At 69.2% G+C, this 23,933-nt stretch carries 25 protein-coding genes; 13 read left to right on the top strand and 12 right to left on the bottom strand.

Annotation, left to right across the window (positions count from 1 at the left end; all coding sequences use genetic code 11):
- Positions 1 to 88 precede the first annotated feature (88 nt).
- From FB561_RS26705 to FB561_RS26720, 4 genes are all read left to right on the top strand, one after another.
- Positions 89 to 1,051: a tyrosine-type recombinase/integrase gene (locus FB561_RS26705; protein ID WP_145811308.1), complete on the top strand. Its 963-nt coding sequence runs from the start codon at positions 89 to 91 to the stop codon at positions 1,049 to 1,051.
- A gap of 29 nt (positions 1,052 to 1,080) precedes the next feature.
- Positions 1,081 to 1,803 (top strand): UMP kinase, encoded by a 723-nt coding sequence (gene pyrH / locus FB561_RS26710; protein WP_145811311.1) that lies wholly within the window; start codon positions 1,081 to 1,083, stop codon positions 1,801 to 1,803.
- Positions 1,803 to 2,381 (top strand): maleylpyruvate isomerase N-terminal domain-containing protein, encoded by a 579-nt coding sequence (locus tag FB561_RS26715; protein WP_145811313.1) that lies wholly within the window; start codon positions 1,803 to 1,805, stop codon positions 2,379 to 2,381. Before pyrH ends, FB561_RS26715 begins: the two co-directional genes overlap by 1 nt.
- 168 nt (positions 2,382 to 2,549) lie before the next feature.
- On the top strand, positions 2,550 to 4,538 hold the full coding sequence (locus FB561_RS26720) for an elongation factor G (RefSeq protein WP_272952569.1): 1,989 nt from the start codon (positions 2,550 to 2,552) through the stop codon (positions 4,536 to 4,538).
- 8 nt (positions 4,539 to 4,546) lie between these two features.
- Here the strand turns inward: FB561_RS26720 and FB561_RS26725 are convergent, their stop codons facing one another.
- From FB561_RS26725 to FB561_RS26745, 5 genes are all read right to left on the bottom strand, one after another.
- Positions 4,547 to 4,951, bottom strand: coding sequence for a VOC family protein (locus tag FB561_RS26725; protein ID WP_145811318.1), 405 nt, complete (start codon positions 4,949 to 4,951; stop codon positions 4,547 to 4,549).
- A gap of 37 nt (positions 4,952 to 4,988) precedes the next feature.
- Complete coding sequence (locus FB561_RS26730) at positions 4,989 to 5,789, bottom strand: putative protein N(5)-glutamine methyltransferase (protein WP_145811320.1); 801 nt, start codon at positions 5,787 to 5,789, stop codon at positions 4,989 to 4,991.
- 11 nt (positions 5,790 to 5,800) lie between these two features.
- A complete protein-coding gene (locus FB561_RS26735) occupies positions 5,801 to 6,343 on the bottom strand; it encodes a GNAT family N-acetyltransferase (RefSeq protein ID WP_145811322.1) in 543 nt (180 codons plus the stop codon).
- Positions 6,344 to 6,525: 182 nt separating this feature from the next.
- Positions 6,526 to 7,467: an SDR family NAD(P)-dependent oxidoreductase gene (locus FB561_RS26740; protein ID WP_145811324.1), complete on the bottom strand. Its 942-nt coding sequence runs from the start codon at positions 7,465 to 7,467 to the stop codon at positions 6,526 to 6,528.
- A gap of 35 nt (positions 7,468 to 7,502) precedes the next feature.
- Positions 7,503 to 8,393, bottom strand: a complete 891-nt coding sequence (locus tag FB561_RS26745) for a LysR family transcriptional regulator (protein WP_145811326.1) — start codon at positions 8,391 to 8,393, stop codon at positions 7,503 to 7,505.
- A gap of 104 nt (positions 8,394 to 8,497) precedes the next feature.
- Between FB561_RS26745 and FB561_RS26750 the strand changes: the two genes are divergently transcribed.
- The 7 genes from FB561_RS26750 to FB561_RS26780 all read left to right on the top strand — a co-directional run bounded on the left by FB561_RS26750 (position 8,498) and on the right by FB561_RS26780 (position 14,966).
- Complete coding sequence (locus FB561_RS26750; RefSeq protein WP_145811328.1) at positions 8,498 to 9,481, top strand: hydroxyacid dehydrogenase; 984 nt, start codon at positions 8,498 to 8,500, stop codon at positions 9,479 to 9,481.
- A 10-nt stretch (positions 9,482 to 9,491) separates the two neighbouring features.
- Positions 9,492 to 10,634: a mandelate racemase/muconate lactonizing enzyme family protein gene (locus FB561_RS26755; protein WP_145811330.1), complete on the top strand. Its 1,143-nt coding sequence runs from the start codon at positions 9,492 to 9,494 to the stop codon at positions 10,632 to 10,634.
- 9 nt (positions 10,635 to 10,643) lie between these two features.
- Entirely contained in the window at positions 10,644 to 11,951 is a 1,308-nt protein-coding gene (locus tag FB561_RS26760; RefSeq protein WP_145811332.1) for an ABC transporter substrate-binding protein, read from the top strand.
- A gap of 5 nt (positions 11,952 to 11,956) precedes the next feature.
- Positions 11,957 to 12,898 (top strand): carbohydrate ABC transporter permease, encoded by a 942-nt coding sequence (locus FB561_RS26765; RefSeq protein WP_145811334.1) that lies wholly within the window; start codon positions 11,957 to 11,959, stop codon positions 12,896 to 12,898.
- Positions 12,888 to 13,757, top strand: a complete 870-nt coding sequence (locus FB561_RS26770) for a carbohydrate ABC transporter permease (RefSeq protein ID WP_238335077.1) — start codon at positions 12,888 to 12,890, stop codon at positions 13,755 to 13,757. Before FB561_RS26765 ends, FB561_RS26770 begins: the two co-directional genes overlap by 11 nt.
- A gap of 3 nt (positions 13,758 to 13,760) precedes the next feature.
- A complete protein-coding gene (locus FB561_RS26775) occupies positions 13,761 to 14,552 on the top strand; it encodes a sugar phosphate isomerase/epimerase family protein (protein ID WP_145811336.1) in 792 nt (263 codons plus the stop codon).
- A 72-nt stretch (positions 14,553 to 14,624) separates the two neighbouring features.
- Positions 14,625 to 14,966 (top strand): YciI family protein, encoded by a 342-nt coding sequence (locus FB561_RS26780; RefSeq protein ID WP_238335078.1) that lies wholly within the window; start codon positions 14,625 to 14,627, stop codon positions 14,964 to 14,966.
- A 78-nt stretch (positions 14,967 to 15,044) separates the two neighbouring features.
- Here FB561_RS26780 and FB561_RS26785 read toward each other — a convergent pair whose 3' ends face one another.
- The 3 genes from FB561_RS26785 to FB561_RS26795 form a co-directional block, all read right to left on the bottom strand.
- Positions 15,045 to 15,356 (bottom strand): hypothetical protein, encoded by a 312-nt coding sequence (locus tag FB561_RS26785; protein ID WP_145811340.1) that lies wholly within the window; start codon positions 15,354 to 15,356, stop codon positions 15,045 to 15,047.
- A 214-nt stretch (positions 15,357 to 15,570) separates the two neighbouring features.
- Positions 15,571 to 16,611, bottom strand: a complete 1,041-nt coding sequence (locus FB561_RS26790; protein ID WP_145811342.1) for a LacI family DNA-binding transcriptional regulator — start codon at positions 16,609 to 16,611, stop codon at positions 15,571 to 15,573.
- A 60-nt stretch (positions 16,612 to 16,671) separates the two neighbouring features.
- A complete protein-coding gene (locus tag FB561_RS26795; protein WP_145811344.1) occupies positions 16,672 to 17,394 on the bottom strand; it encodes an SDR family NAD(P)-dependent oxidoreductase in 723 nt (240 codons plus the stop codon).
- A 54-nt stretch (positions 17,395 to 17,448) separates the two neighbouring features.
- Here FB561_RS26795 and FB561_RS26800 point away from each other — a divergent pair, with 54 nt between their 5' ends.
- Together FB561_RS26800 and FB561_RS26805 are read left to right on the top strand one after the other, a co-directional pair.
- Positions 17,449 to 17,988 (top strand): MarR family winged helix-turn-helix transcriptional regulator, encoded by a 540-nt coding sequence (locus tag FB561_RS26800; RefSeq protein ID WP_202880747.1) that lies wholly within the window; start codon positions 17,449 to 17,451, stop codon positions 17,986 to 17,988.
- Positions 17,989 to 18,087: 99 nt separating this feature from the next.
- Positions 18,088 to 20,376, top strand: coding sequence for an excinuclease ABC subunit UvrA (locus FB561_RS26805; protein ID WP_145811348.1), 2,289 nt, complete (start codon positions 18,088 to 18,090; stop codon positions 20,374 to 20,376).
- Between the two features lie 37 nt (positions 20,377 to 20,413).
- On the opposite strand, the gene FB561_RS26810 is transcribed toward FB561_RS26805, so the two are convergent.
- From FB561_RS26810 to FB561_RS26825, 4 genes are all read right to left on the bottom strand, one after another.
- Entirely contained in the window at positions 20,414 to 21,235 is an 822-nt protein-coding gene (locus tag FB561_RS26810; protein ID WP_145811350.1) for an SRPBCC family protein, read from the bottom strand.
- A 42-nt stretch (positions 21,236 to 21,277) separates the two neighbouring features.
- Entirely contained in the window at positions 21,278 to 22,312 is a 1,035-nt protein-coding gene (locus tag FB561_RS26815; protein WP_145811352.1) for a winged helix DNA-binding domain-containing protein, read from the bottom strand.
- Between the two features lie 60 nt (positions 22,313 to 22,372).
- A complete protein-coding gene (locus tag FB561_RS26820) occupies positions 22,373 to 23,158 on the bottom strand; it encodes an SGNH/GDSL hydrolase family protein (protein WP_145811354.1) in 786 nt (261 codons plus the stop codon).
- Positions 23,159 to 23,258: 100 nt separating this feature from the next.
- Positions 23,259 to 23,933 (bottom strand): DUF998 domain-containing protein, encoded by a 675-nt coding sequence (locus tag FB561_RS26825; RefSeq protein ID WP_145811356.1) that lies wholly within the window; start codon positions 23,931 to 23,933, stop codon positions 23,259 to 23,261.

The raw sequence follows: 23,933 nt of genomic DNA on the forward strand, positions 1-23,933 counted from the left end.
GCAATTATCCAGCACATATTATTGCCTGCGGCAACCACAGTTGGTACCGCACCGAAACTGTCGGTGCGAGCCGGTAAGAACTGCCGGTATGAACGTGCTCGAAGCGCAGGCGGCCTTCTTCGCGGCTCGGCGGCCGCGGAAGGACTCGCCGCACACCACCGCGGCTTATCGGCGTGACCTGGCCGGGATCACTTCCCTGCTCACCGACGACCCCGAGCGGTTCGCCGTGGACGACCTGACGGCTCAGGCTTTGCGTGCTGCGTTCGGTGCGTTCGCGGACACGCATGCGAAGAGTTCGGTACTCCGTGCCTGGTCGACGTGGAACCAGTTCCTCACGTTCTGCGTGTCCGACGGTCTGCTCGCCGGGAATCCGATGGGAGCAGTCGCGCGCCCCAAGACCCCTCCCCTCTCCCCCAAACCTCTCCGCGGTGAGGACACTCCCGAGCGACTGCTCGAAGCCGCCGCCTCCGGGAGACGGCAGGCCCGCGATCCTTGGCCCGAGCGGGACGTCCTGGTGATCGCGCTCGGTCTGGTCGCCGGGTTGCGATCCACCGAGATGCGCATGCTCACCGCCGATTCGCTTGCCGGTCGACCTGGTGAGATGCGGCTGCACATCAACGGCAAGGGCAGCCGCGATCGCTCGATCCCGGTCGAGCCGATCATGGAGCGCATCATCGAGGCGTACCTGGATTCCTGCGAGCGTCGCTTTCCCCGCAAACGTTTCGGTCGCTCGACCAAGCTCCTGCTCGCGCGCACCGGCGACCCGATCGGCCGCGGCGGCCTGGAGTACTTGGTGAAGTCCTGTTACCGCTGGGCCGGCCTCCACGACCGCGTCCCCTCGGGTGCCAACCTGCACGCCCTTCGCCATACCTTCGCGACCCGCCTCGCCGAGGACGGCGCCACCGCGACCGAGATCATGACCCTCCTCGGCCACGCCAGCCTCGCCACCAGCCAGAACTACATAGCCACCACCGGCCGCGAGCAACGCGCCGCCACCGCCAGCAACCGCACGTACCGCTCCCTCGACCAAGTCTTCAGCAATGATCGGTAGCAGCTGACGACGAGAACGGTGGAGGCGACTTGTACAAGCGGCTGGTGGTGAAGTTGTCGGGGCAGGCTCTGGCCGGCTCTGGTGGGTTCGGGTTCGACAGTGACCGGCTGACGCAGTTGGCCGGTGAGGTGATCGCGGCTCGGGAGACCGGGGTGCAGGTTGCTGTCGTGGTGGGTGGTGGGAACGTGTTTCGGGGGAATCGGGCCGAGGACTGGGGTATCGATCGGGTCGAGGCGGACAACATCGGCATGCTCGGCACGGTGATCAACGCGGTGCTCTTGCGCGGCCGGTTGGCGGCGATGGGGGCTGAGGACGTGCGGTTGATGACCGCACTGCCGATCGACAACCTGGCCGAGCCGTACATCCGCCTGCGGGCGCTGCGGCATCTGGAGAAGGGGTCGATCGTGTTGCTGGGGTGCGGGAACGGGCAGCCGTTCACGACGACCGACTATCCGGCGGTTCAGCGTGCGGTCGAGCTGAAGGCGGACGCGCTGCTGGTCGCGAAGAACGGGACCGACGGGGTGTACGACGCGGATCCGAATCAGGTGCCGGGGGCTCGGCGGTTCGATCGGTTGGGGTACGACGAGGTGATCGCGCGGGGGTTGAGGGTGATGGATCAGAGTGCGTTCATCCTGGCTCGGGATCATCGGTTGCCGTTGTTTGTGTTCGACATCGACGCCCGAGGTGCGGCGACCGCGATCTGCCGCGGTGAGAAGATCGGAACGCTGATCACGAGCTCGGAGGACAGCTGATGAAGCGTGCGTGGTTGCTCGACAGTACCGAGCTGTTCCTGGCGACCGTCGATGCGCTGAGTGATGCCGAGTACGCCGGGCCGTCCGGGTTGCCCGGGTGGTCGCGGGCGCACGTGGTCGCGCACGCGCACTTCAACGCGTTGGCCTTGCAGCGCTTGGCGAGTTGGGCGGCGACCGGGGTCGAGCATCCGATGTACCCGAGCGCGGCGGCGCGGAACGCGGAGATCGAGCAAGGGTCCCGCCTCTCCCCCGGCGAGTTGCGGCAGTTGGTGCACGGATCGGCGGCCGACCTGCTTCGTGCATATGACGAGCTGACTCCGGACGCGCTGGCGGCGACCGTTCGTACTGCGCAGGGTCGTCCGATTCCGGCGGAAGGTATCGCCTGGCTGCGGACGCGGGAGATGGGGATCCACGCCGTCGACCTCGCCACCACGGTCACGTTCGCCGATCTGCCGGTCGATCTGCTGCACGCGTTCGCGGCCGACGCGCTCGGATCCCACGAGGCGAATCTCCCCGCCCTGACCGCCTATCTCACCGGCCGGTCCGCCACCGCACCGACGCTCAGCAACTGGCTGTAGCCCTCGACGCAGCAGAAAAGGCGTTGCTCGGGGTGAGCGGCGTCTGGTGTACTCGCGGTGTTCACGAGCGTCCCCGAAGGAGCAGTGCCATGCGACCTCGCTTCATGTCCGACCTGCCTGGCACACACACCTGTTCGAGGGACATGAAGCTGCGTGAAAGTACTGAACTTGGGGATTCTGGCGCATGTCGACGCCGGTAAGACCAGCCTGACCGAGCGGCTGCTGCACGCCGCCGGGGTCATCGACGAGATCGGTAGCGTCGACGACGGCAACACCCAGACCGATTCGCTCGCGCTCGAACGGCAGCGCGGGATCACGATCAAGTCCGCGGTCGTCTCGTTCGCGATCGGCGACGTGACCGTCAACCTGATCGACACGCCGGGTCACCCGGACTTCATCGCCGAGGTCGAGCGCGCGCTCAGCGTTCTCGACGGCGCCGTCCTGGTCGTTTCCGCCGTCGAAGGCGTCCAGGCGCAGACCCGTGTCCTGATGCGGACCCTGCGGCGGTTGCGGATCCCGACGCTGATCTTCGTCAACAAGCTGGACCGCTCCGGCGCGCAGTACGAGCCGGTGCTCAAGAGCCTGGCGGATCGCCTGTCGCCGCAGGTGATCGCGATGGGGTCGGCGGATCGGCTCGGGACCCGCGAGGCCGGCTTCACGGCGTACGACGAGCGCGACGCGGGGTTCACCTTCAGCCTGCTCGACCTGCTCGCGGAGCACGACGACAACCTGCTCGCGACGTACGTGGAGGACGAGGACGCACTCTCGTACGCCGCGCTCCGGCAGCGGCTGGCCGAGCAGACCGGGCGGGCGATGGTGCACCCGATCTACTTCGGCTCGGCGATCACCGGAGCCGGGAGCGACGAGCTGATCGACGGGATCAGGGAACTCCTGCCGGCCGCCGAGGGTGACACCGAGGCGCCGACGGTGGGATCGGTGTTCAAGGTCGAGCGCGGACCGGCCGGCGAGAAGGTCGCGTTCGTCCGCGTCCGCACCGGCGAGTTCCGGACCCGCGAGCGGGTGCGATTCGGCGACGGCAAGGACGCGAAGATCACCGCGATCAGCGTGTTCGACGACGGTGCGGCCTCGACCCGTCCGGTGGTCCCGGCAGGCCGGATCGCGAAGGTGTGGGGACTCGGCGACATCCAGATCGGCGACGTCGTCACGCCCGTGGACGGCGGTCCCGTCGAAGGCGCCCGGGCGGAGAGCGGGTACTTCTCTCCCCCGACGCTGGAGACGGTGATCCAGCCGGTCCGGGTGGAGGACAAGGGATCGCTGCAGACCGCGCTCAGCCAGTTGGCGGAGCAGGATCCGTTGATCGACCTGCGGCAGGACGATGTCCGGCAGGAGACCTACGTGTCCTTGTACGGCGAGGTGCAGAAGGAGGTCATCCAGTCGACGCTGGCGACCGACTTCGGGGTCGATGTCACGTTCCGGGAGACGACCACGATCTGCATCGAGCGGGTGGCCGGGATCGGCGCGGCGGTCGAGTTCAACAAGGTCGACCCGAACCCGTTCCTCGCCACGGTCGGGCTGCGGGTCGAGCCTGCCGCGGTGAGCTCGGGCGTGACGTTCGAGCTCGAGGTGGAGCTCGGGTCGATGCCGTACGCGTTCATCCGGGCGGTCGAGGAGACGGTCCGGGAGACGCTGAAGCAGGGCCTGCGGGGTTGGGAGATTCCGGACTGCCGGGTCGTGATGACGCACTCCGGGTACTCCGCGCGGCAGAGTCACGCGCACGCGGTGTTCGACAAGAGCATGTCGAGCACGGCCGGGGACTTCCGATTCCTGACGCCGCTGGTCCTGGTGGAGGCGTTGCGGCAGGCCGGGACGACGGTGCACGAGCCGATGCACCAGTTCCGGCTGGAGGTGCCGGCCGACGTGGTCCGGCCGGTGCTGTCGACGCTGGCCCGGTTGCGGGCGATTCCGCAGGTCCCGGCGCTCGGCGGTGACACCTCGGTACTGGAAGGCGAGATCCCGGCGGCCGCGGTGTACGAGCTGGAGCAGCAGCTCCCGGGACTGGCGCGTGGTGAGGGCGTCCTGGAGTCGTCGTTCGAGCGGTACCAGCCGGTGACGGGCGCGATCCCGAGTCGCGCCCGGACCGACCAGGATCCGCTCAACCGGCGCGAGTATCTGCTGCACGTCCTCCGTCGCGTGTGAGGCGTCGGTCAGAGGAAGAGACAGAACGGGTGGCCGGCCGGGTCCAGCAGGACCCGGACGGTCTCCTGCGGCTGGAACTCGGCGAGCGTCGCACCGCCGGCCAGCGCGTGCTTGGTGGCTGCTTCGAGGTCGTTGACCCAGATGTCGAGGTGCTGGGTCGCGTTCTGGGTGCCCTCGTCGGCGGGCCAGACGGGCTGTTTCCACCGCTCCTCGTACTCGAAGTTCAGCGTGGGCCCGACGCCGTCCTCGGTCGCGCGGAGCTGGGCCCAGCCGTCCTCGGGCGGGTGCCCGGGGCGCGGTCCCTCGGTCGAGGTCACCTCGCGGCCGAGCAGGCGCGCGTAGAACTCGGCCAGCGCCCGGGGATCCGGCGCCATGATCGTCACAGAGGTGACCTGGAGACTCAGTCCGTCCATGCTCCGGAGCCTAACGACCGGTACCGACGAAACCGCTTCAGTTGGTGGTGGTACCGATGACGACGGTCGCGCCGAGGTCCTCGGAGGTGGCGACGGTGGTCCAGTAGCCGTGGGATTCGAGGATGCTCACCGCGATCGCTGCTTGCCGGTCGCTGGTCTCGACCAGGAGATGCGCGCCGGCAGTGAGCCAATCCAGGGCGACCGGAACGACGCGGCGGAACACGTCGAGCCCGTCGGAGCCGCCGTCGAGGGTGACCTTCGGTTCGTACTCGCGCGCTTCGGCCGGGAGCAGGTGGAGTTCGCTGGTCGGGACGTACGGGACGTTGCACAGCAACAGGTCGATGCGGCCGCGGAGGTCGATCGGCAACGCGTCGAAGAGGTCGCCCTCGAAGGCTTGGGCGCCGAGGGGTTCGAGGTTGCGGCGGGCGTTGCGTACCGCGGCCGGTTCGATGTCGGCGGCGTACAGCTCGACCCCGTCGATCGCCGAGGCGACGGCTGCTCCGAGTGCGCCGGTGCCGCAGCAGAGGTCGACCACGCGCAGAGCGGGAGTACCGACGGCGAGGCGCCTCCGGGCGAGGGCGATGGCTTCGTCGACCAGGTACTCCGTGCGTCGGCGCGGGACGAAGACGCCGGGGTCCACCGCGATCCGGAGGCCGTGGAAGGAGGCCCAGCCGAGCACCTGCTCCAAGGGATGACCGGCCGCCCGCTGCTCGACCATCACCGCGACCGTCGCATCGTCGGGGGCCGTCTGCAGGATCAGCTCGGCCTCCTCCTCGGCGAACACACAACCGGCGGATCGCAGGGCGTTCACGATCTCGACGGGTGGAACGGTGACCACAGATCTCCTCGTCACGAAGTCGGTTCGGCTCTCGCGATCCGGTAGACCACGTTCGCCCGGAGAGGTCCTTCCGGCTCGTTGGGGTCGTCGAAGTCGTCGGCCGGATCCCGCGTCATGCCGATGCGCCGCATCACCGCCTGGGACCGAAGGTTGGTCGCCGTCGTCAAGGCCAGGATCTCAGGAAGGCCGAGCGTGTCGAACCCGAAGGCCAGCACTGCCCGCGCGGCCTCGGTCGCGTAGCCGTGGCCCCAGGCCGAGCGGGCAAGCCGCCAGCCGATCTCGATCCCGGTGAACGGCAGGTGGTCCTCGACCCGGTCAAGGCCCGCGAAGCCGACGAACTCCCCCGTCTCCCGGACCTCGACCGCCCACCACCCGTACCCACGCTGGTCGAACTCCTCCTGGAACAGGGCAACGGATGCGTCGCTCTGTTCGCGGGTGAGAGCTGCACCCAAGTGCTCGCGGACCTCGGGATCGGCGTTCATCGCGGCCCACGGGGCGAGGTCGGACTCCTGCCATCGGCGGAGCGTGAGTCGTTCGGTGCGCAGTTCAGGCATGCCGCCTAGCCAACGCGAGCATCGCTCCGACGGCAACACATTTGCGGCCGGCCCGCTGGGAAGCCGACGCCGAGCAGCTTACGGACCGCACCCGGCGATGATCACGTCGTACCGCGGAGAGCGCATGGTCACGATCCACGCAAGCTACAAGTCCGGGCAGCAGAAGGCGAACGGATATCGCGTCAGGCGAAGGCGTTGACGCCGGTGAGGTCGGCGGACAGCTCCCAGAGGCGGCGGGCGGAGGTCGGGTCGATCGCGTACGGGCGGACGCCGGGGGCGTCGCCGGTGGAGACTTCGGCGATCTCGCAGTCCTCGCAGAAGACGCCGCCCTGGCCTTCGAGCTGGGGCGAGGTGGCCGCCCAGACCTGGGTGGCCGCGCCTTGGGCCGGGGTCTTGAAGCCCGGGTTGCCGTCGGCGTCGATCCAGCCGTAGCCGACCATCTCGTCGCGTTCCAGGTGGCGCTGCAGCGGGGTGAGGATCCCGCCCGGGTGCAGGGCGAAGGCGCGGACCCCGGCGTCCTTGCCGAGGGCATCGAGCTGGACGGCGAACAGGACGTTCGCGGTCTTCGCCTGGCCGTAGGCGGCCCACTTCTCGTACGCCAGGGTGAACTGCGGGTCGTCCCAGCGGATGTCGGAGCGCCGATGCCCGGTCGAGGAGACCGAGACGACCCGGGCGCCGCCGTCGACGATCGCCGGCCAGAGTCGGTTGACCAGGGCGAAGTGGCCGAGGTGGTTGGTGGCGAACTGGGCCTCCCAGCCGGGACCGACGCGGGTCTCCGGGCAGGCCATGATCGCCGCGTTGTTGATCTGCAGGTGGATCGTTCGGCCGCTCGCGAGGAACCGGTCGGCGAACGCCTGGACGCTGTCCAGGTCACCGAGGTCCAGCCGGTCGATCTCGACCCCGGCGACACCGGCGAGGGCTTCCGCGGCGGCCTCCGGACGACGGGCCGGGACGACGACCTGGGCGCCGGCGCGGGTCAGGGCGCGGGTGGTCTCCAGGCCGAGACCCGAGTACCCACCGGTGACGACCGCGAGCTTGCCGGTGAGGTCGAGGCCGGCCAGGACGTCGTCGGCGGTGCTGTCGTGGCCGAAGCCGGAGCCGATCTTGTGTTGTGCGGTGCTCATGTCCATCGACACTACGAGCTAGAGCCAGCTCTAGGTCAAGTGTCGAGCTGGGGATCCGCGCGCAGGGATTCGGCCAGCCGGAGCAGGGCCGGATTCGGGCTGTCGGGGCTCCAGCAGGCGTGCAGCGTGACCGAGTGCGCGTCGGCCGCGTCGAGTTCCCGGTACCGCACGCCCTCGACGCCCATCGCCATGATCGATCGCGGGATCAGCGCGCACCCGAGACCGGCGCGGACCAGGGCCAGCATCGTCGGGACCTGCGAGGCCAGCTGGCTCACGGCGTACCGGTTCATCCCGATCATCGCGGCGCAGATGTCGTGCAGGTACCGCGATCCCTCCGGGCTGTAGCCGATGTAGTCGTCGGTCACGTCGGCCAGCGCCACCGGGCCGTCGCCCTCGGCCAGCGGGTGATCGCCGGGGACCGCGAGGACCAGGTCCTCGGAGTGCACGAGCAGCGACTCGAAGCCGTCCGGGATCGGAGGGCGGACCAGGCCGACGTCGATCTCCAGGTTCGCGAGTGCCTCGAACTGGTCCGGGCTGACCAGCTCGGTCAGCTCGACGCTCACCGCGGGTGTTCGGCGGCCGACCATCGCGAGGAAGTCGGCGAGCACGGCGTACGCCCCGATCGCGGTGAACGCGATCCGCAGGGTCCCGGTCTGGCCCTCGGCTGCTCGCCGGGTCGCCTCGGGCGCGACCTCGAGCAGGGCCAGGACCCGGTGACAGTGTTCGAGGAAGACCTCGCCGGCCGCGTTCAGCCGTACTCCCCTGCCGGTCCGGTCGAACAGGGTGACGCCGAGTGTGCGTTCCAGGCCCTGGACCTGCCGGGTCAGCGGTGGCTGGGTCATGTTCAGCCGCTGGGCCGCGCGGCCGAAGTGCTGTTCCTCGGCGACCGCGACGAACCCGCGCAGTTGCTGCAGTGACAGATCCATACGGCCTCGGTATCGATCGATGCGGAAACGGGCTTGGACGAGCATAACGGAAAGCCCTTACCTTCGAGCCACCGGAACGACGAAACCTGACGGAGGAGCCAAGCGTGACCAAGCTGGCCGTGGTGATGACACCGGAGCGCGCAGACGACGTGATCAGCGCCGAGACCCGCACGCTGCTGGCGGAGCGATTCGAGGTGAGCTGGGCCGCCGACGTCGATCCGTCGACCGTCGCCACGCTCGCCGAGGGCAGCGACGTCCTGCTCACCAGCTGGGGTACTCCGCACCTGGACGCGTCGATCTGGGCCTCGGGCACCGGTCCGAAGGTGGTGGCGCACGCGGCCGGGTCGGTGAAGCGGCTGGTCGACCCGGTGATCTTCGAACAGGACGTGGCCGTGTTCTCCGCGGGTGGCCGGATCGCCTGGTCGGTCGGCGAGTACTGCCTGGCCGCGATGCTCACCCTGGCCCGCAAGCTCCCCCGCTTCGACGCGGCGATCCGCGACGGCGGCTGGAAGCAGACCGCCTTCCGAGGTGGCGAACTGGCCGGCCAGCAGGTGGGCCTGCTCGGCGCCAGCTCGACGGCTCGCGCGCTGATCACGCTGCTGAAGCCGTTCGGTTGCGACGTCGTCGTCTACGACCCGTACCTGACCCAGCAGCGCGCGGCCGCCCTCGGAGTACGTAGCGCATCGCTCGAGGAAACGATGGCCTGCCCGTTCGTCTCGCTGCATGTCCCCGATGTCCCGGAGACGAAGGGCCTCGTGACCCGCAAGCTGATCGAGCAACTCCCCGACAACGCCGTCGTCGTGAACTCGTCCCGCGGACCCGCGATCGACCAGCAGGCGCTGCTCGACCACGCGCTCGACGGCCGGATCTACGCCGCGCTCGACGTGTACGACCCGGAGCCGCCGGCCTTCGACGCGACGACGCTCGCCGCTCCGAACCTGCTGCTGACCCCGCACGTCGCGGGTGACACCAAGGAGGGCCACCTCGCCCTGACCGGGTACGTCGTCGCCGACGTGCTCGCGTATCTCGGCAACGGCACCAAGGGGCCGAGCTACGTCGACCCCTCCAGCTGGTCGATCGCGGCCTGAGAGGACAACCATGTCGCGGATCAGATCCGTCGAGGTGTTCCCCGTCGCCGTACCGTTCGCGCGCCGGTTCGTGCTCGGCAGCGGCGCCGTGGGAACGCCCGACCAACGGCCCGACCAGGCGTCGGCGGTCGTGTTCGTGAAACTGACGACCGAGGACGGTGTGGTCGGCTGGGGTGAGCAGCGAGCCTTGCCGAGCTGGAGCTACGAGACGGCCGAGACGATGGCCGTGGTGATCAAGCGGCACCTGGAACCGTTGCTGCTCGAGCTCACCCCGTTCGACGTCGAGCTCTTCCATCGACGGGCGGCCAAGCGGCTCAGCCCGTCGGTGTCGAACGGCTTCCCGTTCGCCCGGGCGGCCGTGGACCTGGCGATGCACGACGCCGCCGGCAAGCTCGCCGGAGTACCGGTGCACGCGTTGCTCGGTGGCAAGGTGCAGGACGAGATCCCGCTCTGCTCCGCGATCGGGGTCGGTCCGCCGGAGGCCGTCCGTGAGCACGCCGAACAGTCGTCCGACTATGCGGCGTACAAGGTGAAGATCGGTGGGGACCCGGACCAGGACGCGGCCGCGATCGAGGCGGTCGCCGAGGTGGCCGGGGCGAAGCCGCTGTGGCTCGACGCGAACCAGTCGTACCGGCCGAGCGCGTTGCGGCAGTTGCTCGACCGGACCCGGGACCTCCGCACGATCCATTGCGTCGAGCAACCGGTGCCGAGTACCGACGTGCTCGCGATGCGCCGGTTGCGGACGCTGATCGACCTGCCGGTCGCGATCGACGAGGGGAGCTTCACCGCGCAGGACCTGGCCCGGACCCTGCAACTCGACGCGGCCGATCTCGTCGTGGTGAAGATCTGCAAGTCCGGCGGTCTGCGGAACGCCCTGAAGACCGCCCAGGTGGCGGTCGCCGGTGGACTCGAACTGCTCTCCAGCGGGCTGACCGACTGCGGGATCGGGTTCGCCGCCGCGGTGCACGTGTTCAGCCAGCTCGACCTGGCGTTGCCGGCCGAACTCAACGGCCCGGAACTGCTCGCCGACCTCTACGTCGACGGGCTGACGATCACCAAGGCCGTCGCGACGGTCCCCACCGCCCCTGGCCTGGGCGTCGAGGTCGACGAGGAGCGGATCCGCGCCGAGTCGATCGACCTGCTCTTCAGCTGAGGAGAGTCCATGCAGTCACAGCTGTCCCGCCGCAGCTTGCTCAAGCTCACCGGCCTGGCCGGGCTCGGAGCCGCGGCCGCCGGATGTTCGTCCGGGCCACCGGACGGTACGGCCACCTGGTCGATGTGGTCCAGCAGTCCCGCCGAACGCAAGGTGTGGGATGCCTTCGGCGCCTACGTCGAACGCGAACTCGGGGTCCGCTCGGCCGCCATGCTCACCCCGTCGGGCGGGTACCCGACCAAGCTCGACCTGCAACTGGTCAGCGGGACCGCCGGCCTGGTGACGGCGATCAACGGCACCCTGATCCCGACGTACGCCGCGCGCGGTGCGCACCAGCCGCTGGACGACCTGATCGCCGCCGACCCCGACTTCGACCTGACCGACTTCTACCAGCCGATCCGCAAGATCAGCAGCTTCAACGGCAAGACGTACGCGATCGGCTTCGACGTCGCGCCGACCGTGCTCTACTACAACAAGACGCTGCTCGCCAAGCAGGGCATCCCGGAGCCGTCCCCGACCGAGCCGATGCCGTGGGCAACGTTCCGGGAGCTGGCCAAGGAGCTGACCCGGCCACCGGACCAGTACGGGTTCACCTGCGCGCCGGCGATCGACGACCTGGTCTCCTGGATCTACTGCGCCGGTGGCAACGTGATGAACGACGACGCCACCCGCAGCATCCTGGCCGAGCCGGAGGCGCTGGAGGCGGTCCAGTTCGTGGTGGACCTGTTCGTCAAGGACAAGGTCACGCCGCCGATCGCGAACCTGGTCACCGAGAACTCGCTGGCGAACTTCCTCGAGGGCAACGTCGCGTTCATGCAGAACGGGCCCTGGCAGGTGGTGAACGTGCGCAAGGCCAAGTTCGACTGGGACGTCGTACCGTTCCCGGCCGGCGCTGTCGGGAGTACGCCTCGGGTGTCGGGGTCCGGCTTCGCGATCCCGTCCGGGGTCCGCGGCAAGGACCTGGAGCTGGCCTGGAAGTTGCTCAAGACGCTGACCAGTACCGGGGCGCTGGACATCTACGCGAAAGCGGGCCGGAACAACCCCGCCAGGTTGAGTGCCGGGAGCGCGTTCAAGCCGCCGCCCGACAACCTCGGCATCGTCCAGCAGATCCTGGCCGGCAAGCTGGCCGGCGGGCATCCGTTCGACGTGACCAGCAACTGGAACCAGGTCAAGCAGCTGCTCGGCCAGGACCTGCCGCGGACGTTCCTCGGTCAGGTCCCGGTGCGGGACGCGATCGACGGGCTGACCCCGCGGCTCGACGTGCTCATGCAGCAGCACCAGGACAACGTCCGCCAAGCCACGGCCAGGAAAGGGTGAGCCGGATGGCTGTCGAAACTCTCACCGCACCTCCGGCGACCGGCCGGAGCGCCTCCGCCCACGGGTCCCGGAAACCGCGAAGCCGCGAGGCGCTCACCGCCTGGCTCTTCATCCTGCCGAGCCTGATCGGCTTCCTCGTCTTCACGGCCGGGCCGGTGCTCGCGGCCGGCGTGATCTCCCTGCTCGACTGGAACCTGTTCAGTCCCCCGACCTGGGCCGGGCTGCGCAACTTCGCCCGGCTCGGCCCGGATCCGACGTTCTGGTCCGCGCTCGGCAACACGGCGTACTTCACCTTCCTGAGTGTGCCGCTGACCCTGCTGGTCAGTCTCGTGCTGGCGTTGCTGCTGAACCAGGGGCTGCGCCGGGTCGCGGTCTTCCGGTCGCTCCTGTTGTTGCCGTACGCCACGATCACGGTGGCGGTGGCGTTCGTCTGGATCTGGCTCTACATCCCGCACGACGGTCTGGTGAACGCCGTGCTCGGGCTGATCGGGATCGACGGGCCGGCCTGGCTGATCAGCGACTTCTGGGCGATGCCCGCGCTGATCGCGATGAGCGTGTGGAAGAGCTTCGGGTTCGGCATGGTGGTCTTCCTGGCCGGCTTGCAGGCGATCCCGCAGCAGCTCTACGAGGCCGCGCGGGTGGACGGCAGTTCGGCGTGGCAGCGGTTCCGCAACGTCACCCTGCCGATGCTGTCGCCGGCGATGTTCTTCGTCGTGGTCACCTCGATCATCGGGTCGTTCCAGGTGTTCGACCAGGCACTGATCATGACCAACGGCGGGCCGGGATCACGGACCACGACGCTGGTCATGTACATCTACCGGACCGGCTTCGAGAACTACGACCAGGGGTACGCCGCGGCCCAGTCGCTGGTCCTGTTCGGCTTCATCGTGGTGATCACGGCGGCCCAGTTCCTGCTGCAGCGGAGGCTCGTCCACTATGACAACTGAGACGCTCACCCTGCCCTGGCGGAGTACGACGACCGACGGCTCCACGGCCGTCCGCAAGCTGCTCGTCTTCGGGTGCTTCCTGGTCACCGCGCTCACCCTGATCCCGGTGGTGATGATGGTGCTGGTCGCGTTCCAGTCCGACGCCGAGTCGATGGCGGCGCGGCCCTCGTTCTGGCCGAGCAGCTGGCATCCGGAGAACCTCCAACGCGCGTTCGAACTGGTCCCGCTCGGCCGGTACCTGCTGAACACGGTCATCTTCGCGGCCGGGACGACGTTGCTGGAGACAATCACCGCGGCGCTCGCGGCGTACGCGTTCGCCCGGCTGACCTTCCCGGGCCGGTCCTGGTTGTTCGGGATCTACCTGGCCACGCTGATGATCCCGTCCCAGGTGACGCTGATCCCGCAGTTCGTGCTGGTCGCGAAGCTGCAAGGGATCGACACCTGGCCGGGGATGATCCTGCCGCACGCCTTCACCGCGATCGGGGTCTTCCTGCTCCGCCAGTTCTTCCTCGGCATCCCGAAGGACTACGAGGAGGCCGCCCGGCTCGACGGCGCGAACCGGTGGCAGGCGTTCCTGCGGGTGATCGTGCCGCTGGCGATCCCGGCGATCGCGACGCTGGCGGTGTTCAAGTTCATCGGCCAGTGGAACAACCTGTTGTGGCCGCTGGTCATCTCGAACAGCGACGCGACCCGGACCGCGGCCGTCGGGCTGCAGGTGTTCCAGGACACCAACGGCACCCAGTGGAACCTGCTGCTGATGGCCGCCACGATCACCACGGTCCCGTTGATCGTGCTCTTCTTCCTGACCCAACGCTGGTTCGTCCGAGGCATCACCATGAGCGGACTGGGAGGCCGCTAGTTCATGAACTATCTCTGGTCCGTCTTCACCAAACCGTTCGCCGAGTTGCCCGGTGACGAACTCGGTCGCCTGGTCGCGGGCCTCGGCTTCACCGGCGCCGAGGTCCCGGTCCGCGACACCGCGTTCGTCACACCGTCGACCGCGGTCAAGGTGCTGCCCGAGTTCGCCGAACAACTGCGTGCCGAGGGGGTCGAGCCGATCAGCATCGCGAGCGACCTGGCCGAGAGCACGTTCGAGGCGGCCGCGGCGGCGCGAGTACCGATGATCCGCGTCATGGCCGACCTGGGGCCCGACGGGTATGCCGCGTCGGTGGCGCGCGTGCGCGGGTCGCTGGAGGCCGTTGTGGGGTACGCGGCCCAGTACGGCGTGCAGGTTGGTGTGCAGCCCCACCACGGGAAGTACGTCTCGTCGACGCTCGGGGTGCTGCAGTTGCTGGACAGTTTGCCGCCCGAGCATTTCCAGCTGGTCTGGGACGCGGCCCACGACGCCCTCGCCGGAGACGCGCCGCACGTCACCCTCGACCTGGCGAAGGACCGACTGGGCATCGTCAACCTGAAGAACGTGAAGTACACGGCAACCGAGCCGACCGACGACGTAGGTGGCGCCTGGAAGCCCTGGTTCGTCCCCGGCCCCGAAGGCCTCTCCAACTGGTCCGCGATCTTCCGCCAACTCGAGAACCAGAACTGGACCGGTCCGATCTGCCTGTCCGGCCAGTACTCAGACCCGTCCGTCCCCATCCACGACCGCCTCCGCACCGACCTCGAAGCAGCCCGCCGAGCAGCCGGCGAGATCTAGTTCGGGCTTGATGTCGAGGTGGGGTGGCAGACTCCGACGTCTTGGGTGAGGAAGGGAGTTGCTTTGAAGTACATGTTGCTGATCTATGGGAACGCCGAGACCTGGGACGCGATGGAGAAGATCGGCGAGGAGGCCGTGATGGCCGCTCATCGGGTGATCTGGGACGAGACCCGGGCGCGCGGTGAGTACATCGCGTCGGAAGGGCTGACGACCAAGGGGGCCCGGATCGTGCAGGTGGTCGACGGCGAGGCCACGGTGACGGACGGGCCGTTCAGCGAGGCCAAGGAGGTGCTGGCCGGGTACTACCTGCTCGAGTGTGACCTGGAGCGGGCGACCGAGCTGGCTGCTCGGCTGCCGGAGGCGCCGTATTCGCCGATCGAGGTGCGGGCCGTCACCGACCCCCTCGAGGAGTGACCTGGTCCGAGCGACTTCCGGGGCTCAGCTCGGCGTTGACCTGAGACCTGGAAGTCACTGACGACTCGGCCGCGGAGTTCAGCCGGCCGGGACCGGCGCGAGAATGACCCCACCTGTGGCGGGCTGATCACCCTGCCCTCGGCCACCTCGGACGAACACCGTGGTGCCTGGGTCCGGCACCGGGGTGCCTTCGGTCAGGCGGAGCGTGGTGGTGAGGCCGTTGCTCAGCCTGAGCAACGCCACGCGTCGCGGAGTGCCCGGCCGGTTCGACGAGCTCACCTCGTGGATGCCGGTACACACCGCTGGCTGGATCGAGGCCCTGCCGAGTTGCGCGTTGCCGTGACTCCTCACATCACGGCACTGCTCGGCGAGCCGCTTCATGGCTGACACAGATCCCCCTCCTCATCGGGTCCCCCGAGGGACAGTTGACGGACGCAACTGTCTGTGCGGCCCAACAGTTCCGCGGACCGGCACGGCAACAGTTGCCACACAACTGTGCGCCTCACCGCACAGTGGTGATCACGGAAGCCTTGCTGAGAGTGACGACGTTTGCAAGGGATCGTGACCGGATTCCCACCCTGCGGGACTTGCGTCCGCGATCTTTCTAGTACCCCGTGCTGGCGCGGCGGACGATGCGGTGCGGGATGACGATCCGCCGTGGCGTCGCGGTCCGGTCGGCCATCCGTTCGCCGAGCAGGTCCAGGGCCGCCTGGACGAACGCGCGCCGGTCGAAGTCGACCGTGGTCAGCGGCGGCACGGTGAACTGGCTCTCGCCGATGTTGTCGAAGCCGGCCACCGCGCAGTCGCCCGGGATGGACAGTCCGGCCGACCAGAGCACCGAGACGGCTCCCATCGCGAGCGAGTCGGTGAAGCAGAAGAGCGCGTCCGGTGGCTCGTTCTCCCGCAGGAACCGCGACAGGACGGTCGCAGCGCCCTGCGGACTCCACCGGTCCAGCGCGATGTCGAGCGCGGGCAGCCCGTGCTCTGCGAGGACCTCGTGGTACCCGGCGGCGCGCAGCCTGGACGCCGCCGAGCCGACCGCCTCGGTCCGGCCGCCGATCCGGCCGTTCCCGCTGGAGCCGCTCGGGATCTCGGGGGTGCCGACGGCGGCGATCCGGCGGTACCCCTGCTCCACCAGGTGGCGGGTCATGTCCTTGGCCGCTTCGACGTTGTCGATCAGCACCTGGCTGACCACGTCCTGGTCCACGTCGCCGATCAGCACCACGGCCGGCAACGGTCCCGCCGACATCACCGCGCTGTCGTCGAGGTTGACCGGGTTGAGGATCAGGCCGTCGACCAGGTTGGTGCGGGCCTTCGACAACAGTTCGTACTCGCGTTCCGGCTCGGAGGCGGTCTGCTCGATCTGGACGCCCCAGCCGCGTTCGTGCGCGAGTTCGACGACCAGGTGGGTGATCTCCGCGGAGTACGGGCGGAGCAGGTCGGGCAGGGCCAGGCCGATCATCCCGGAGCGGCCGTTGCGGAGGCCGCGGGCGCTCATGTTCGGGACGTAGTCGAGCTCGGTCAGCGCCTGCTCGACCCGGGCCCGGGTCTCCGGCCGGACGAAGACGACGCCGTTGATGACGTTCGACACCGTCTTCGGGGACACTCCGGCCAGTTTGGCGACGTCCTTGACGGTGGCACGCATGCGCCCATTCTCGCCGACGCCGCCGGGTACCCCGGGGATGCCCACGTTGTCAGCCCAGGATCAGCGGGTACTGAGGGCGCCGCCGTTGACGTGCAGGACCTGCGCGGTGAGGTGCCGGGCTCCGGGTGAGGCGAGGAAGTGGATCGTCGCCGCGATGTCGTCGACCTGGCCCTCCCGCTTGGTCAGGGTGGCGTGCAGCAGCGACTGCCGCCGGTCCTCGCTGAGCCGGCCGCGGAAGAACTCCGTGTCGGCGGTGAACCCGGGCGCCACCACGTTCGAGGTGATACCCCGCGGACCGAGCTCGGCCGCGATCTCGGTGTTCCACAGTGCGAGGCCGGCCTTCGACGCCCCGTACGAACCGGCGCCGCGGCTGCCCGCGATCGAGCCGAGGTGGACGACCGCGCCGCCGTCGGCCAGCTTCGGCATGAGGGCGGTGGTGGTGAGTACGGCCGAGATCAGGTTCGCCTCGAGATTGGCCAGCCAGTTGCCCTTCAGCTGGGCCAGGTCGCCGTCGTCCTCGGGCTGGGTGAAGTCCGTGTTCCCACCGGCGTTGTTGACCAGTACGTCGACGCGGTCCGGCAGCGCGTCGGCCAAGGTGGCTAGCTGATCCGGGTCGACGGCGTCGCAGACGATCGCCCGCGCGCCGAGCTGGGCGGCCGCTTTCTCCAGGACGTCCTGCCGTCGTCCGGTGATCACCACCTCGTCCCCGTCCGCGCGGAACCGCTCGGCCACCGCCCGGCCGATCCCCGTCGCTGCCCCGGTCACCACGATCGTCCTGGCCACGCCACTCCTCCGATTTAGGTCTAAACGTTTAGCCCTAAACGTACCATCGGTGCCGTGGACGACAAGCCCGGCGACGCGTACCCCCTGGACGCGCCCAGCGCCTACCCCGCGACCGAGATCGCCCGCGCCTGGCAACGGGAGCGGCCCGGTGTCCCGACCGAGTCGATCGGCATCGTCACTCCCCTGTGGCGGCTGGCCAAGCTCTTCGCCGACGACCGGCGCCGCCTGCTCCAGGAGCTCGGCGTGGACCCGGCCACGCTGGACCTGCTCAGCGTGCTCCGGCGCAGCGGCCCGCCGTACGAGCTGAGCACCCGCGAGCTGACCCGGCGCACCCTGGTGACGGCCGGGGCGATCTCGCAGCGGGTCGGCCGGGCCGAGGACGCGGGCCTGGTCGGGCGCAGGTCCGAGAAGGGCAGCCGGACGGTCGTGGTGTCGCTCACCGAGCACGGCCACGCGCTGGTCGAGCGGACCGTCGACCAGGTACTGAGCCGAGAGGCCGAGCTGGTCGCCGGGCTCGGTCCCGAGGACCGCGAACTCCTCGGCGACCGCCTGCAGTTCCTCCTCGACGACGTCGGCCGGCGGCTCGCCAGGTGAACCACGACCTTACGTGCGTCGTAGAAGGTTTCCCGACGGCCTCCCGCTCGGTCGATCGCTCAAACTTTCTACGGTCGGTTCAATGAGACGATTGAAGGCATGCCTGCCGACCGAACAACTGCCGACAGTCACGCCGTGATCCAGGTCCGGGGCGCCCGCGAGAACAATCTCAGCGGCGTCTCGGTCGACATCCCGAAGCGCCGGCTCACCGTCTTCACCGGGGTCTCCGGCTCCGGGAAGTCGTCGCTGGTCTTCGACACCATCGCCGCCGAATCCCAGCGGCTCGTCAACGAGACCTACTCCGCCTTCGTCCAGAACTTCATGCCGAGCCTGTCCCGGCCCGACGTGGACTCGCTGCGCAACCTGAGCGCCGCCATCATCGTCGACCAGGAACGGATCGGCGCGAACGCCCGCTCCACGGTCGGCACCGCGACCGACGCCCACACCATGCTGCGGATCCTGTTCAGCCGGATCGGTACGCCGACCGTCGGGCCACCGTCCGCCTTCAGCTTCAACCGGGCCGAGGGGATGTGCCCGGACTGCGAGGGGCTCGGCCGGAGCACCGAGATCGACCTCGACGAACTGCTCGACCGCGACCGCTCGCTCAACCAGGACCCGATCAAGGCCCCCGGGTACGGCATCGACACCTGGTACTGGCAGCTGTTCACGCAGTCCGGGCTGTTCGACCCGGACCTGCCGCTGCGCGAGTACCCCGCGAAGGCCTGGGAGCAGTTCCTGTACTCACCGCCGACCAAGGTGAAGGTCGGCAAGAGCAACCTGACCTTCGAGGGCCTCGTGGTCAAGGTCAGGCGCCAGTACCTGGCCAAGGACCGCGACACGCTGCAGAGCCACGCCCGCGCCTTCGCCGAGCGGGCACTCAAGCTGGTGGAGTGCCCGAGCTGTGGCGGCGCCCGGCTCAACGAGGCGGCCCGGTCGGTCCGGGTCGACGGACTCGGGATCGCCAAGTGTTCGGCGATGCAGATCAGCGACCTGGCCGAGTTCGTCCGCGGGATCCGGCATCCCGGCGTGGGGCCGTTGCTCGAAGGACTGCGGGCGACGCTGGAGTCGATGGTCGAGATCGGGCTGGGATATCTCAGCCTGGACCGGGAGTCGTCGACGTTGTCCGGCGGTGAGGCGCAGCGGGTGAAGCTGGTCCGCCATCTCGGGTCCGCGCTGACCGACGTGACGTACGTGTTCGACGAGCCGACGGTCGGGTTGCACCCGCACGACATCCAGCGGATGAACGATCTGCTGATCCAGCTGACAGAGAAGGGCAACACCGTCCTGGTCGTCGAGCACAAGCCGGAGACGATCCGGATCGCCGATCACGTGGTGGATCTCGGCCCCGGCGCGGGCCAGGCCGGCGGGCGCATCTGTTACACGGGTGACCTGGCCGGGCTGACGAAGTCGGGCACGCTGACCGGACGGTACCTCGATCACCGGGTGCCGGTCCGCGACGAGGTGCGCCGGCCGACCGGGAGCCTGCGGATCGAGCACGCGAACCTGCACAACCTGCGGGACGTGAGCGTGGACATCCCGCTCGGCGTGCTGACCGTGGTCACCGGGGTGGCCGGCTCGGGGAAGAGCTCGCTGATCCACGGTTCGCTCGGTGGCCGGGACGGGGTGATCGTGGCCGGGCAGGAGCCGATCCGTGGGTCCCGGCGCAGCAACCCGGCGACGTACACCGGGTTGCTCGAGCCGATCCGGGCCGAGTTCGCGAAGGCGAACAAGGTGAAGCCCGGGATGTTCAGCGCGAACTCGGTCGGTGCCTGCCCGACCTGCAAGGGACTCGGGCTGGTCTACACCGATCTCGGCATGATGGCCGAGGTGTCGTCGGTGTGCGAGCAGTGCGACGGCGCCCGGTTCACCCCCGAGGTGCTGGCGTACCAACTGCGCGGGAAGAACATCAGCGAGGTCCTGCGGATGACGGTCACCGAGGCGCGGGAGTTCTTCCCCGGTGGCCGCTCCCGGGCGATCCTCGACCGGCTGGTCTCGGTCGGACTCGGGTACCTCGGGCTCGGTCAGCCGCTCACCACGCTGTCCGGCGGTGAACGGCAACGGCTCAAGCTCGCGATCCACCGCGGCCGCAAGGGCTCGGTGTACGTGCTCGACGAGCCGACCACCGGGCTGCACCTCGCCGATGTCGACCAGCTGCTCGCGATGCTCGACGAGTTGGTGGACGAGGGCAACACGGTGATCGTGATCGAGCACCACCAGGCCGTGATGGCGCACGCCGACTGGCTGATCGACGTCGGTCCGGGGGCGGGTCACGACGGTGGGCGGATCGTGTTCACCGGGATCCCGGCCGATCTGGTCGAGAGCAGTTCGTCGCTCACCGCGGAACACCTGCGCCGGTACGTCGCGGACCCGGTGATCGCGGAGGACTGAGGTTTCTGGGGGTCGCCGGCACCCTTGTCGGCGACCCCTACTGGGTGAGCAGCTCGGCGGACAGCGTTTCGACCACGTCCCGCCAGGCGGTCAGGAACTCCTCCGCGGGACCGGTCTGGGTCAGCACCAGCCGCGCTCCCCCGTTGCCGTCGCGGAGCTTCCAGGTGACCAGGCCGTGCTGCCACGGGTACACCAGCAGCTCGGCCTCGATCGCCTGCCCGACCGGTCCGGGGTCGATGCCCTTGGCCACGAATCCGGCCGGCGGCAGCTCTCCTTCCCGGACCTCGGCCGCTCCGGTGAGCCGGGCCCAGACGGCCTCCCTGGGCTGGACCAGCTGGCGCTCGTACCGGATGCCGTCGGCAACCACCTCGCCGTGGTCCAGGCCGTACACCTGGACGTAGTGCTCGTGCAGGACGGAGTAGTGCTCGCGGTGCACCTCGTTCCCACCGAGCAACTTGTCCAGGGCGTCCAGGCAGAGGGTCCAGCCACTGGTGAAGCTGGCCGAGCCGGCGTGGTCGTCGTAGGTCGCGGTCAGGGTGAGCACGCACCCGTCCGCGGTCGGCGCCAGCTCCCATCGCTGGATCTCGTCGCCCCAGGTGAACTCGAGCAGCCGCGGCGGATCGTACGCGCGGATCACGCCGGCGTTGTCGGGATCCTCGACGAAGTCGTCCTCGCCACCGGGGAAGGTGAACGCGATCCGGCCGTCGAGGCGCAGATCGAGCTCCATCGTGGCCGGGAACCAGTGCACCAGCTCGGCCGGGTCGGTCAGCGCGCGCCAGACCTTCTCCCGCGGATGCCGCAAAGAGCGCTCCATCCGCAGCACGGTCCGGCCGTTCTCGGTTGTCAGCGTCTCACTCATGGCTCTATATATACCTTTCGAGGAATATAAGAGGCAAGTCCCTCAGCCGTGGAATCGCGCGAGATCGGCCAGTTCGCCGGAGAGGTCGGCCGACTCCGTGCCGAAGAGCGAGACCGATGGTCCGACGTGCTGCCAGGACCCGATCACCCGGCCACCCCGGACGACCGCGGGACGCAACATCCCACCGCCGGGATAGACGTGATGCCGGTGCTCCTCGGCCAGCGCGTACCGGCGGTCGCGATACCCGAGCAGGTACGGGTCGAACTCGCCGAGGAACCGCACGCCCTCGAATCCCGGCACGTCACCGACCGCGGCGTACGCCTCACCTTCGATCACGTACTCTTCCCGCGCCGCCGACCGCAAGGCCTGACGAGCGGCCGGGATCGGCAGCCCGGACCAGGTCGCGAAGTCCTTGGCCGTCGCCGGTCCGTAGGCCGTGAGGTAGCGGCGCGCGAGTTCGTCGGCGGCGGAATCAGCTGACTTCAAGGGACCGCCGAGCCAGTCCCGGACCGCGACCCAGGTCTCCCCCGCGTCGTGGCCGGGTCCGTAGCAGAGCCGGCCGAGCAATCCCGTGTGCCGGATCAGGGCGTACACCGCCTGCCCCTTCGGCTCCGCGAGGATCCCGTGCTCGACCAGGACCGCACCGAGTGCGGCTCGTCCGGTCGGACCGTGGTCGAGCAGGTGCGACTCGATCACGTCGGCGCCGCGTTCGCGGAGATCAGGGGTCAGTCCGAGTTCGCCGTAGCGGCGTTCGGTGTCGCGGATCAGCTGGGGACCGAGGAGCCCGAGCAACCAGCCGGCGTCCTCGGTGGCGACCAGTTGCAACGTGCCGCGCATGAACCAGCCGCGCACCACGGATCGGTCGTCCTCCTGGGCCCGGGAGACGTCGGTGAGAGTGGTCGCGGTCGAACGCGCCCGGACGGCGTACGCGGCTCCGCGCCAACTCTGGGCCTGGAGTCCAGCCGTCCGGCGGGCGACGTCGGCCACCCCTCCGGGGCCGGCCTCGGACACCGGACGGTCGAGACCGTTGGCCTGCGCCCGGGCGATCAGCAACCAGTCGACAGACCTTTGCGGCACCCTCGTATCACATCACGAACGGGGGCGCCGCGCAGGAAATCGGCCGGTCCGGCGACGGAATCAGCGGAGTTGGGGCTGGACCAGGTTCGCGTAGCTCGCCTGACCGGTCACGTTCGGGTGGTACGACTCGCTGACCGGGTTGGACAGGCCGTTCACCCACTCCGGGCTGCCGCAGACGGCGTGCCCGATGAAGGCCGAGGTCGGGTTCACGAACGCGAACCCGGCCGCACCGGCCGCGGTCCCGATCCGCGAGTTCAGCAGGTCGGCGGTCTGGTTCAGCCGGGTCATCTCGGCTGCGCTGAAGAAGGTACCGGCGTTGCAGTCGGTGCCGTTGAACAGCCGCGGGTAGCCGACCACGACGATCTTGGCGTTACTGGCCCGGCTCTTGATCGTCGCGTACAGCGTGTTCAGCCGGCCCGGGATCGTGTTGTTGATGGTGGCCTGGGCGGTGTTGATCGCGGCGTCGCAGTTGCCCAGCCAGGCGGGCTTCGCGCACTCGGTGATCACCGAGGAGAACCCGGCGTCGTTGCCGCCCACCTGGACGGTGACGAACTCGATGCCGCTGGTCAGCGGGCCGAGCTGGTTCGCGGTGACGTCGGCGACGCGGGCGCCCGAGCAGGCGACCGAGGTCAGGTTCGCGCCGATCCGGGCCGCGTCGAGGTACGGATAGGACTTGGTCGAGCGCTGGCAGGCGCCGCTGTCGGGAAGGTAGCTACGGGTGCCGACACCCGAGGCGTACGAGTCGCCGAGAGCGACGTAGTCAGGGGCCGCGGCCTGGGCGACGGTGGGCGTCAGGACCGCGGCGCCGGCGAATGCGGCGGAAACGAGGCCGGCGATGATCTTCATGGGCGGACCGCCTTTGCACTTGGAGGGGCGGGAAAGTGCAGGACAACTGACTGTCACCTTTCCCGACCGCAGAGTGACTGACAACCCCTCGGTAAGAAATTCACCCCAGCTTGACCGAACGAGTAGCCACCGTTCCCACCGTCAGCGTGATCCAGGTGAAGGCCAGCACCACCGCGACCCAGAACGCGACCGTGACCCCGGCGCCGGCGGAACCGGAGGCGATCCCGCCGAACGCGGCGAGGAACACCACCCCGGTCACGGCCGAGTACGCCGCCCGGCCCCGGGCGCCGTCCGCAGCGAAACAGCGAGCGATCAGGAAGCAGCAGACGACGAAAGCGAGGAAGCCCACCCCACCGACCGCGAAGTGCAGAGTGCCGTGCCAGCTCATCGTCACCGGCAGGCCGTCCGGCGTACCGACCGGGAAGCCGAGCGCCGGATCCGGAACGAAGACGCCCGCTTTAGCCATCCCCACGCCGAACACCGCGAGCAGCCGCGGCGCCCAGCGCCCGACCGAACCGGCCCGGCGCAGACCAGCGGCACCGAGGACGACGAGCAGGCCGGTGAGGACGAAGTTGAGGCTCTGAACCCAACCGCCCTCGCCGAGGGTGAGCATGCTGGCGGCGTGCTTGCGAGGGTCGAAACCGTCCCGGACCAGGGCCTGGACGGCCACCACGGTGAGATAGATCGGTCCTGCTGCCTTCCCGCAGCCGAGCAGTGCCGTGGCCCGGCCGGCCGGCGTGGAGGAGGTACCGGCGGTGGTGGCGATCGCGGTCAT

Source organism: Kribbella amoyensis, from assembly GCF_007828865.1.
Taxonomy (GTDB): Bacteria; Actinomycetota; Actinomycetes; order Propionibacteriales; family Kribbellaceae; genus Kribbella; species Kribbella amoyensis.